The sequence below is a fragment of the Janthinobacterium sp. 35 genome (assembly GCF_002754575.1).
Classification (GTDB): domain Bacteria; phylum Pseudomonadota; class Gammaproteobacteria; order Burkholderiales; family Burkholderiaceae_D; genus Janthinobacterium; species Janthinobacterium tructae.
In genome coordinates, this window is the sequence record NZ_PEFN01000001.1 from 14,528 (window position 1) to 24,929 (window position 10,402).

Sequence of the window (10,402 nt, forward strand, 5' to 3'; positions counted from 1 at the left end):
ATAACTGAACAGTTAAATTCTATCCAATTGTAACGCGACTGAGGTGATTTTTCTGAAGATTTGATTATTTTTTACAATTCTTTTACCAAAAAAACCCGTTTTCCGGGCTGTCAAACGATGCAAGCCTTCAATCACGGCAGCACACATCGGCCACGGACTACCTGCGCGATCCCCTGCTTTGTGCGGCTACGATTCAATCCGGCGCCATCGGCTGTATTTATTTTGCAGCACTTTCTGTTTCATTGCCATTTATAGCAACTATAAATGGCAATTCAAAATATACATGGGTTCGATACTATCGCCAATCGCACATCGCCTGCAAACGCTACCCGCGATCCTGCGCGGCAGATGTTACGTCAATCAAGGAAATAAGCGCCGCACGACTGCACATAATGCTGAAAGTGCGCATAGCATAGCATGAAGAAAATATTTTCAACGCCATGCATTCAGCCACCGATACTCCAGCCCTGCTGCCGCCACCTATTCCAGGCCCGCAAATGCAAACTGCCCGCTATACAGCGGGCAGTACTGACAAAACATTGCTACAAGCTTGCTATTCACCCAGCCAGCAAGGTAATCAAGGTATAGTCACGTTGCCTTTCGGCTTCTGCGTTTTCACCACCTGCATCGCCGTGGCGATCAACCCGCTTATATCGCCCAGATTGGCCGGCACGATAATCGAGTTATTCGTTTTCGCCAATTGCGCGAACGCGCCCACATACTGTTCGGCCACTTTCAGATTGACGGCATCTTCACCGCCCGGCTCGCGGATGGCGGCGCCCACCTGGCGCAGCGCCTCGGCACTGGCTTGCGCCAGCGCGACGATGGCCGTAGCCTGGCCTTCGGCGCGATTGATCGATGCCTGCTTTTCGCCTTCCGAGCGGGCAATGTTCGCTTCGCGCTCACCGCTGGCAATATTGATCTGCTCTTGCTTGCGTCCTTCCGAAGCGGCAATCAGTGCGCGCTTTTCGCGCTCGGCCGTAATCTGCGCCTGCATCGCATGCAAAATCTCCTTGGGCGGCGTCAAATCCTTGATTTCATAACGCAATACCTTGACACCCCAATTCGCCGCCGATTCATCGATCGCATTCACGATGGCCGTATTAATATGGTCGCGCTCTTCAAATGTCTTGTCGAGTTCCATTTTACCGATCACCGAACGCAAGGTCGTTTGCGCCAACTGCGTAATGGCGGCAATATAGTTCGACGAGCCATACGAAGCACGCATGGCGTCGGTAATCTGAAAATACAGAATACCATCGACCTGTAATTGCGTATTGTCACGCGTGATGCATACCTGCGGCGGCACGTCGAGCGGAATTTCCTTGAGCACGTGCTTGTAAGCGATGCGGTCGACGAAAGGCACAACGATATTCAGGCCAGGACCCAATACCGCGTGGAACTTGCCCAGGCGCTCCACCACCCAGGCATGCTGCTGCGGCACCACATTGACCGTCTTGAAGACAAATACCAATGCCAGCAATAACAAGATCAGCGACATGCTTCCGATGCTTACTTCCATAATCTACTCTCCAGGTTATCCAACAATCAAACGACTGCCACGCACGGCACGTATGGTGTAATGACCGGCCTGCGTATCGCTGCCAGCAATCAGTTCCACATCCCACAAGGCGCCGCGATACATGACGCGCGCCGCGCCATCAACCCAATGCGCGACCGCCACGCTTTGGCCGATATCCAGGTTCACATTCGGATCCTGTGCCGCATCGCGCCGCCCCGCCCTGCCAAAACGGCTGCGCCGCAATAACAGCGTGGCCGCCACGCCGACGATGGCCGCTGTCGCGGCCTGCCAGCTGCCATTGCCGCCCGCCAGCGCCACCAGTCCTCCGGCAGCGATACCGATGGCGATCATCAGCAAATAAAACGTGCCCGTAAACAGTTCCAGGATCAATACCGCGCCAGCCGCTACAAACCAGCCACCCCATTCAGCCATGATGCCTCCACTCTTGCGATTCCAAAAATAAAAAACCCCGCGGCCTATATAAGCGACGGGGTTTAATGCGCAGTATTGCCTGATATTCTTCTTGCCAAACACCTATATACAAACAGTCTAACGCAATTCCTGATGGCGTCAATAGCCGGGGGCGAATTAGCCGCCGGCCCGGCCTTTATTCCTCGAGCAGGCTGCGCAGCATCCACGCCGTCTTTTCATGCACATCGAGGCGCTGCGTGATCAGGTCGGCCGTCGGCTGGTCATTGGCTTTTTCCAGCAGCGGGAACAAGCGGCGCGCCGTGCGCGCGGTCGCTTCCTGCGCCGCCACCAGGTAGCTGACCATGTCCAGCGCCGGCGGCACGCCGTCGATTTCCTTGATCGAGGCCAGCTTGACGAATTCCTTGTAGGTGCCCGGCGCCGGATAGCCGAGGGCGCGGATGCGCTCGGCGATCAGGTCCAGCGCGCCCCACTGCTCCGTGTATTGCGTCATGAACATCAGGTGCAGCGTATTGAACATCGGCCCTTTGACGTTCCAGTGGAAATTGTGCGTCATCAGGTACAGGGTATAGCTGTCGGCCAGCAGGCCGGACAGGCCTTCCGCGATCTTCGCGCGGTCCGCCTCGGAAATACCGATGTCGATCTTTGCTGCTTTGCTCGGTTTCTTGCTTGCCATATGAACTCCCGTCAATGTGTTGGTGGAATCATTTTAGCTGATCTTGCGCCACCTCATCATTCAGGCGCGTGCGCCGGCCGCCATGGGCTTGATGTGAATGAGCCAGACGTAAAAAAACCCGCTGCCAGGTGAGCGGCAGCGGGTTTTCAGACGGCGGGGAAGACGCTTACGCTTTCAGCGCAGCGAGCTTTTGCCAGGTGTCGATCACCGAGTCCGGATTCAGGGACATCGATTCGATGCCCTGCTCCATCAGCCAGACGGCGAAGTCAGGGTGATCCGAAGGACCCTGGCCGCAGATGCCGATGTACTTGCCGCGCGCCAGGCAAGCCTTGATGGCCAGCGACAGCAGTGCTTTGACGGCTGGATCGCGTTCGTCGAAGTCGGCGGCCAGCAATTCCATGCCGGAATCGCGGTCCAGGCCCAGGGTCAGCTGGGTCAGGTCGTTCGAACCGATCGAGAAGCCGTCGAAATGGTCGAGGAACTGGTCGGCCAGGATGGCGTTCGATGGCACTTCGCACATCATGATGACGCGCAGATCGTTTTCGCCGCGCTTCAAGCCATTTTTCGCCAGCAGGTCGATGACTTTCTCGGCCTGGCCCAGGGTGCGCACGAATGGCACCATGATTTCCACGTTCGTCAGGCCCATGTCATTGCGCACGCGCTTCATCGCTTCGCATTCCATGTTGAACGCTTCGGAGAAGTCGGCCGACAGGTAGCGCGCCGCGCCGCGGAAGCCCAGCATCGGGTTTTCCTCGTCCGGCTCGTAGCGCGAACCGCCGATCAGCTTCTTGTACTCGTTCGACTTGAAGTCGGACAGGCGCACGATGACTTTTTTCGGCCAGAACGCGGCGGCGATGGTGGCGATGCCTTCGGCCAGCTTGTCGATATAGAACGCTTTTGGCGAAGCGTGGCCACGCGCCACCGATTCGACGGCCTTTTTCAGGTCGGCATCGATGTTCGGGTATTCCAGGATCGCGCGCGGGTGCACACCAATATTGTTATTGATGATGAATTCCAGGCGCGCCAGGCCCACGCCGGCATTCGGCACGGACTGGAAGTCGAACGCCAGTTGCGGATTGCCCACGTTGAGCATGATCTTGGTGTCGAGCTTCGGCAATTCGCCACGCGACACTTCCGACACTTCCGTTTCCAGCAAGCCATCGTAGATCTTGCCCTCGTCGCCTTCGGAGCACACCACGGTGACGAAGGTGCCGTCTTTCAGCACGTCGGTGGCGTTGCCGCAGCCGACGACGGCAGGCACGCCCAGTTCACGCGCAATAATTGCTGCATGGCAAGTACGGCCGCCACGGTTGGTGACGATGGCTGCTGCGCGCTTCATGACCGGTTCCCAGTTCGGGTCCGTCATGTCGGCAACGAGCACGTCGCCTGGCTGCACGCGTTCCATGTCGGCCGGGTCGTGAATCACGCGCACGGGGCCGGCGCCGATCTTCTGGCCGATGGCGCGGCCGGATGTCAATACGGTGCCGGTGCTTTTCAGCTTGAAGCGTTCCTGCACGTCGGTCGCCTTTTGCTGCGACTTGACGGTTTCAGGACGCGCTTGCAGGATGTACAGCTTGCCGTCGCGGCCATCCTTGCCCCACTCGATGTCCATCGGACGGCCGTAGTGGTTCTCGATGATGACGGCGTACTTTGCCAGCTCCACCACTTCGCTGTCGTTCAGCGAGTAGCGGTTGCGCATTTCGACGGGCACGTCGACGGTTTTCACGGAACGGCCAGCTTTCGCTTCGTTCGTAAATTCCATTTTCAGCAGTTTCGAGCCGATATTGCGGCGGATCACAGGCGACTTGCCTTTTTCCAGCATCGGTTTGTGCACATAGAATTCGTCGGGATTGACGGCGCCCTGCACCACGGTTTCGCCCAGGCCATAGCTGGAGGTGACGAAGACCACGTCCTTGAAGCCCGATTCCGTGTCGATGGTGAACATCACGCCGGCCGCGCCCAGGTCGGAACGCACCATGCGCTGCACGCCGGCCGACAAGGCCACTTCCGCGTGCGTAAAGCCTTTATGTACGCGATACGAGATGGCACGGTCGTTGTACAGCGAGGCGAATACCTGTTTCATGGCGTCGAGCACGTTGTCGATGCCGACCACGTTCAGGAAGGTTTCTTGCTGACCAGCAAACGACGCGTCCGGCAAATCTTCCGCGGTGGCGGAGGAACGCACGGCAAACGACATTTCCGTGTCGGAATCGGCCACCAGCTTGGCGTAGAACTGGTCGATTTCAGCGGCCAGGCGTGGCTGGAATGGCGTTTCCACGATCCATTGACGGATCTCGGCGCCGGCTTGCGCCAGCGAGCGCACGTCATCGATGTTCAGCCCTTCGAGGCGCTGGGCGATGCGTTCGGCCAGCGGCAAGCCGCCGTTGGCGCTGTACGACAGGAAATCGCGGAATGCCTGCGCCGTGGTGGCAAAGCCACCGGGCACGCGCACGCCGGCTTCCGCCAGCTGGCTGATCATTTCGCCCAGGGAGGCGTTCTTGCCGCCGACGGATTCGACATCCGTCATGCGCAAATGCTCGAACGAGGCAACATACACCGCGTCCTTGTCTTCCTGCTGTTGCGATACTGCGTTGGTCATAATGACACCCTTACTGATGATAGAAATCTTTACGCGCGGTGCACGGACAGTCTTCTTGTTATTCTTGGCGTCGTGCAGCACAATCATACCGTTGCAGCCATTTTACCTTGTGCGGCGCAAATTGACGACGCACAATCTTGATCGAAAACCCATGACACAAGATCCACGCCCCCCCCTGCCCTCCGCAGCCCGCACCGTCTTCTTCGTTTCCGACGGCACCGGCATCACCGCCGAGACCTTCGGCCACTCGGTGCTGACGCAGTTCGATCTGCGTTTCCGCCAGATCCGCCTGCCCTTCATCGATACCATGGACAAGGCCTACGAGGCGGCGCGCAAGATCAACGAAGCCTTCGTCAGCGATGGCCAGCGCCCGATCATTTTCTCCACCCTGGTGAAGAACGACCTGTCGGCCGTGATCCGCAAGTCCAGCGGCATGCACATGGACCTGATCCAGACCTTTGTCGCCCCGCTGGAGCAGGAACTGGGCGTGATGTCGACCCACACCATCGGGCGCTCGCACAATATCGTCGACAGCGAAGAATACAAAAATCGCATCGAGGCGATCAACTATTCGCTGGCGCACGACGATGGCCAGTCGCACAAGAACCTGTCCTCGGCCGATGTCATTCTGGTGGGTGTTTCGCGCTCTGGCAAGACCCCGACCAGCCTGTACCTGGCCATGCAATACGGTATCAAGGCAGCCAATTATCCGCTGATTCCCGACGATTTCGAGCGCGACAAGCTGCCTTCCGCCCTGCTGGAATTTAAGAATAAAATTTTCGGATTAAGCATTACGCCCGAACGTTTGTCGGAAATACGCAACGAAAGACGCGCTGGAAGCAAGTATGCGGCCATCGAAAATTGCCGTTACGAGGTCAACGAGGCGGAAAAAATGATGAAACGCGAAGGTATCCGCTGGCTCTCCTCGACCACCAAATCGATCGAAGAAATTTCCACCACGATCCTGCAAGAGATCAAGCCGAACCGCCGCGAGTATTGACGCAGGAAGGTCCGCCGCGTAACGCAGGCATCACGTCGAAAGCAAGGTGTCTGCAATAAAACCTGAGGTGGCCCAAGCTATCGCCTGTTGAAGTGGCACTGCCGCTGGCCGAGGTCTTGCCAGTGGCTTGCTCTTAAAATATCTTTCGCACTTTCCACGACCCTACTCTCTGCTGCAGTCATCCCCGACTGGCCAGCGATCAAAAACTCCCTTCGATGTCCCTGACCAAACTGCGGTGATCCGGCGTGGCCGGTCGCAGGCCAGGTCGCAGCGGACTGAAAACTCCATCTTTACACTTTCCTATTTATCAAAAATGCATTATTATTTTATTTCTTAAAAGCAAATACGAGTTCTCCAGCGCGCGGACTTATTTTTGCTCGATCGCGTTACCACCTAGGCCATCATAGTATGTTTACACGTAATGCCCTTTCCGTTTTTGCTTCAAGCTGCACTATGCTGGCAGCCCTGTCACTGACCGGCTGCGCTGTCAATAAAGCCACCAGCTCGCTCAGTCCGGGAACCGATCTGAACAGCATCAAAAGCGTCTACGTGGTGAAGTTGCCGCAAGACGGGCGCCATATCGACAAAATCATCAAGGCTCATCTGGAAAAGCGCGGCTATGTCGTGACCAACGGTCCTGTATTGGTGGGTCCATACAACGCCGATGTCGCCGTCACGTACGCCGACAAGTGGGTGTGGGATATCACCATGTACATGGTGGAACTGAGCATCAACTTGCGCGACCCGAAAACCGGCTTCCCGCTTGCCACTGGCAATTCCTTCCATACCTCGATGTCGCGCAAGTCGCCCGACGAAATGGTCGATGAAGTGCTGAACAATATTTTTTCCGCCCCGCCGCAGTAAATCCTGCGGTTTGCTGCCTGTGGCAAACCGCGCCGTGTTCACTCATCCACGCCCCATATCATGAAAAAAATTCTGCCATTCCCTGCAGCGCGCCTGCTCGCCATCCCTGTCGTTGCCACTTTGCTGGCACTGGGCGGTTGCGCATCACCCGTCACCTATCAGGCAATGGTGCCGGTGACGCTGAAAGTAAGCCAGCAACATCCACAATCGGTGTCAGTGGCGGCGCTCGGCGGCAGCGACACCGACAGCATGGGTAAGTCGCAGATCGACAACGCGGAACTGGCGAAAGCGGTCACCGAAGCGATCAACCAGACCAAGACCTTTTCGCGCGTGGTGCCCGGCAAGGGCGGCGACTACCTGCTGACCGTCAACATCGTCAACGTCGTCCAGCCCAATTTCGGCTTTTCCTTTACTGTGGGCCTGGAAATGGGCTGGACACTGATACGCGCCAGCGACAGCAGCAAGGTATGGCAGGAAGCCATCAAGTCGGAACACACGGCCGGCGCCACCGACGCCTTCGCAGGAACCACACGCCTGCGCCTGGCGACGGAAGGTGCGGCACGTAACAATGTCGAACAGGGCCTGCGCAAAATCGCTGAGCTGAAACTGTAAGTCACCGCGCAGCCGGCTTTCCTGGCGGACCTGCCGCTATGCCTCGCTGCCCAGCACCTCCAGCGCCGCCACCAGCCGGTCCAGTTCAGCGGTGGTGGTGGTGACGGCCACCGTGGCGCGCACGACGTCCATGTCGCCGATATTGCGCTGCACGGTAAAGACGCCAAAGCGCTGCAGCAAGGCCTGTTGCAGCGCGCGTGGGTCCATGCCATCGACGGCAAACGCCACCAGCGCCGTGCCGCGCAGCGCATCGAGCGGCGACAGCAGGCGTACGCCAGGCAGTTGCGCGGCGCGGCTGACCCAGTAGTTCCTCAGCCAGGCCAGGCGTGCCGTCTTGGCTGGCGTGCCGCCCAGGCGTTCATGAAAGTCGAGCGCGGCGGGCGCGGCCAGGATGGCGCCGATCGGCGGCATGCCCATGTGCAAACGACAGCGGATATCGTCCAATGGATAATCGTCGTCGCCGAAATGCGGCTCGATCTTGTGCAGCTGCGCGGTGCGGATATACACAAAGCCCAGCCCCGGTGGAGCACCCAGCCATTTATGTAAATTAAAACCGGCAAAATCGACATCCATCGCCCGCACATCGAGCGCCACCTGCCCCAGGGCATGGGCACTATCGAGCACGACATCGATGCCGTGTTCGCGCGCCAGCGCAATCAAGGCGCGCAGCGGCAACTGCTGGCCATTCGCAGGCGTCACCTGCGACAGCAGCAGCAGTTTCGGCCTGACGGCCTGGCGCATGGCTTGCGCATAGCGGGCGATGATCTCGTCATCGCTGATGGGCAAGCTCAATGTGACTTGCGTGCTGGTGACGCCATGGCGCTGCGCCAGCCAGCGCATGGCCGTGCGCGTGGCCGGATAATCGAGATTACTCCACAACACGGTATCGCCGGGCGCCAGGCCGTGGTATTGCGTGATCAGCACCTGCATGGACTCGGTGCCGCTGCGCGTCAGCAGAATCTCGTGCGGTTCGGCGTGGATCAGCGCGGCCAGGCGCCGGCGCAGAATATCCACATGCGTGCGCGTGAACTCGCCGCGCACGAATGGACTCAGCTGTTCATTCGTGTAGCGCACGGCCTGCTCGAAGGCGGCTTGCACGGGCGCGGCCATGGCGCCGAAATAGCCATGTTCGAGATTGACGATGGCGTCCGGCGGCGCGGGATACAACGCGGCGACCTGGCGCCACCAGGCCTCGTCACGTGTGGCACCGTCGGCGAGCACAGGGAAAGACATGGCGACCCTGTTCAGGCCTGGCCCTGGCGCAGCTGTTCGAAGAAGCAGACGGCGGCGCAGGCGGCCACGTTCAGCGATTCGATCTGGCCCAGGTGGGGAATGACCACCTGGTGCGTCGCCATCGACAGCAGGTCGTCGGCCACACCCTGCCCTTCATGGCCGAACAGCCAGGCGACGGGCTGGCGCAAGTCGACGTCGTACAATCGCTGGGTGGCGTAGCCGCTGGTGGCGAGCGTCGCCACCTTCGCGCCAGCGACCAGCGCCGCCAGATCGACATTTTCAAAGATGTCGAGCACGAAGTGCGCGCCCATCGCCGCACGCAGCACCTTCGGCGACCAGCAGAAGGCCGTGCCCGCGCTGCAGTACACCTGCGTGATGCCGGCGGCGGCCGCGCTGCGCAGGATGGAGCCGACATTGCCCGGGTCTTGCAGGTTATCGAGCAGCACGGCCGACATGCTCAGGGGCTGCGTGACGGCCCGTTCCGGCGTCTCGATGAGGAACATCACGCCTACGCCGTGTTCGACCTGGCTCACCGCGTGATACAGCGCATCGGGCAAGCCCAGTACGTGCGCACGCTGGCTTTCCAGCTGGCCGACGATCTCCATCACTTCCGGATTGCGCAAGGCGCTTTCGCTGACGATGCACTGCTCCGGCATGCCGCGCAGCTGCAAATACGACTGGCACAGGTGCACGCCGTCGAGCAAGGTGCGGCCGGACTTGCGGCGCGCCTGCGAACTGCCCGCCAGTTTCAGCAGCTCCTTGTATTGCGCATTGTCGCGCGAGGTAATCGTCTTCATGCCACCACCTCCTGCGCGCCAAACAGGGCGATCACGTTGCGCACGGGCGCGAACGAGCGGCGGTGTACGGGCGAAGCGCCGTGCAGGTGCAAGCGCTCCAGGTGCAGCTTGGTGCCATAGCCCTTGTGCTGGTCGAAGCAGTACTCGGGATAGGCCGCGTGCAGGTGCACCAGGGCCGCGTCGCGCGCCGTCTTGGCCAGGATCGAGGCGGCGGAAATCGAATCGACCTTGTCGTCGCCACCGATGATGGCCATGCCGCGTATCGGCATCACGGGGCAGCGGTTGCCGTCGATCAGGGCCAGGGTCGGCACGGTACTCAAGGCCTCGACGGCGCGGCGCATGGCCAGCATCGACGCCTGCAAAATGTTCAGGCGGTCGATTTCCTCTTCGGACGCTTCGGCGATGGCCCAGGCCAGAGCCTTGGCCTTGATCTGCGGCGCCAGCAGGTCGCGTTTGGCCTCAGTGAGCTTTTTCGAGTCGCGCAAGCCGTCGATCGGCTGGTTCGGGTCGAGGATCACGGCGGCGGCGAACACGGGGCCGGCCAGCGGGCCGCGCCCTGCCTCGTCGACGCCGCAGATGATTTCATCGAGCGAGAATGGCAAGTCGTCAAACAGGCCGGGATAGATATTTTTCACGTTAAATCTTTGGTTGGTAATGCGCTTGAAGCGGT

The 10,402-nt window shown here is 59.5% G+C and carries 10 protein-coding genes; 3 read left to right on the top strand and 7 right to left on the bottom strand.

Annotation, left to right across the window (positions count from 1 at the left end):
- Positions 1-577: 577 nt before the first annotated feature.
- From CLU93_RS00105 to ppsA, 4 genes are all read right to left on the bottom strand, one after another.
- Positions 578-1,522 (bottom strand): SPFH domain-containing protein, encoded by a 945-nt coding sequence (locus CLU93_RS00105; protein ID WP_099759493.1) that lies wholly within the window; start codon positions 1,520-1,522, stop codon positions 578-580.
- 15 nt (positions 1,523-1,537) lie between these two features.
- Positions 1,538-1,954: an NfeD family protein gene (locus CLU93_RS00110; protein ID WP_099759494.1), complete on the bottom strand. Its 417-nt coding sequence runs from the start codon at positions 1,952-1,954 to the stop codon at positions 1,538-1,540.
- A gap of 175 nt (positions 1,955-2,129) precedes the next feature.
- Positions 2,130-2,627, bottom strand: coding sequence for a Dps family protein (locus CLU93_RS00115; protein WP_099759495.1), 498 nt, complete (start codon positions 2,625-2,627; stop codon positions 2,130-2,132).
- Between the two features lie 166 nt (positions 2,628-2,793).
- Positions 2,794-5,226, bottom strand: a complete 2,433-nt coding sequence (gene ppsA, locus CLU93_RS00120) for a phosphoenolpyruvate synthase (protein WP_099764156.1) — start codon at positions 5,224-5,226, stop codon at positions 2,794-2,796.
- 151 nt (positions 5,227-5,377) lie between these two features.
- Between ppsA and ppsR the strand changes: the two genes are divergently transcribed.
- The 3 genes from ppsR to CLU93_RS00135 all read left to right on the top strand — a co-directional run bounded on the left by ppsR (position 5,378) and on the right by CLU93_RS00135 (position 7,702).
- Entirely contained in the window at positions 5,378-6,226 is an 849-nt protein-coding gene (gene ppsR, locus CLU93_RS00125; RefSeq protein WP_096235121.1) for a posphoenolpyruvate synthetase regulatory kinase/phosphorylase PpsR, read from the top strand.
- Between the two features lie 453 nt (positions 6,227-6,679).
- Complete coding sequence (locus tag CLU93_RS00130; RefSeq protein ID WP_099759496.1) at positions 6,680-7,090, top strand: DUF4136 domain-containing protein; 411 nt, start codon at positions 6,680-6,682, stop codon at positions 7,088-7,090.
- A gap of 60 nt (positions 7,091-7,150) precedes the next feature.
- Complete coding sequence (locus CLU93_RS00135; RefSeq protein WP_099759497.1) at positions 7,151-7,702, top strand: hypothetical protein; 552 nt, start codon at positions 7,151-7,153, stop codon at positions 7,700-7,702.
- Positions 7,703-7,738: 36 nt separating this feature from the next.
- Here the strand turns inward: CLU93_RS00135 and CLU93_RS00140 are convergent, their stop codons facing one another.
- From CLU93_RS00140 to rnhB, 3 genes are read right to left on the bottom strand one after another with little or no spacing between them, the layout of a single operon-like run.
- A complete protein-coding gene (locus CLU93_RS00140) occupies positions 7,739-8,935 on the bottom strand; it encodes an aminotransferase class V-fold PLP-dependent enzyme (protein WP_099759498.1) in 1,197 nt (398 codons plus the stop codon).
- Positions 8,936-8,946: 11 nt separating this feature from the next.
- Positions 8,947-9,732 carry a TrmH family RNA methyltransferase gene (locus CLU93_RS00145; protein ID WP_099759499.1) on the bottom strand — a complete coding sequence of 262 codons (786 nt, stop codon included), beginning with the start codon at positions 9,730-9,732 and terminating at the stop codon, positions 8,947-8,949.
- Positions 9,729-10,367, bottom strand: coding sequence for a ribonuclease HII (rnhB, locus tag CLU93_RS00150; protein WP_096235118.1), 639 nt, complete (start codon positions 10,365-10,367; stop codon positions 9,729-9,731). The genes CLU93_RS00145 and rnhB overlap by 4 nt, the downstream gene beginning before the upstream one ends.
- Between the last annotated feature and the right edge of the window lie 35 nt (positions 10,368-10,402).

What these genes read in the sequence shown, in the direction of transcription:
- CLU93_RS00130 (WP_099759496.1), top strand. Translation starts at nt 6,680, where the DNA reads ATGCTGGCAGCCCTGTCACTGACCGGCTGCGCTGTCAATAAAGCCACC.
- CLU93_RS00115 (WP_099759495.1), bottom strand. Translation starts at nt 2,627, where the DNA reads ATGGCAAGCAAGAAACCGAGCAAAGCAGCAAAGATCGACATCGGTATT.
- CLU93_RS00145 (WP_099759499.1), bottom strand. Translation starts at nt 9,732, where the DNA reads ATGAAGACGATTACCTCGCGCGACAATGCGCAATACAAGGAGCTGCTG.
- CLU93_RS00140 (WP_099759498.1), bottom strand. Translation starts at nt 8,935, where the DNA reads ATGTCTTTCCCTGTGCTCGCCGACGGTGCCACACGTGACGAGGCCTGG.
- CLU93_RS00135 (WP_099759497.1), top strand. Translation starts at nt 7,151, where the DNA reads ATGAAAAAAATTCTGCCATTCCCTGCAGCGCGCCTGCTCGCCATCCCT.
- CLU93_RS00105 (WP_099759493.1), bottom strand. Translation starts at nt 1,522, where the DNA reads ATGGAAGTAAGCATCGGAAGCATGTCGCTGATCTTGTTATTGCTGGCA.
- ppsA (WP_099764156.1), bottom strand. Translation starts at nt 5,226, where the DNA reads ATGACCAACGCAGTATCGCAACAGCAGGAAGACAAGGACGCGGTGTAT.
- ppsR (WP_096235121.1), top strand. Translation starts at nt 5,378, where the DNA reads ATGACACAAGATCCACGCCCCCCCCTGCCCTCCGCAGCCCGCACCGTC.
- CLU93_RS00110 (WP_099759494.1), bottom strand. Translation starts at nt 1,954, where the DNA reads ATGGCTGAATGGGGTGGCTGGTTTGTAGCGGCTGGCGCGGTATTGATC.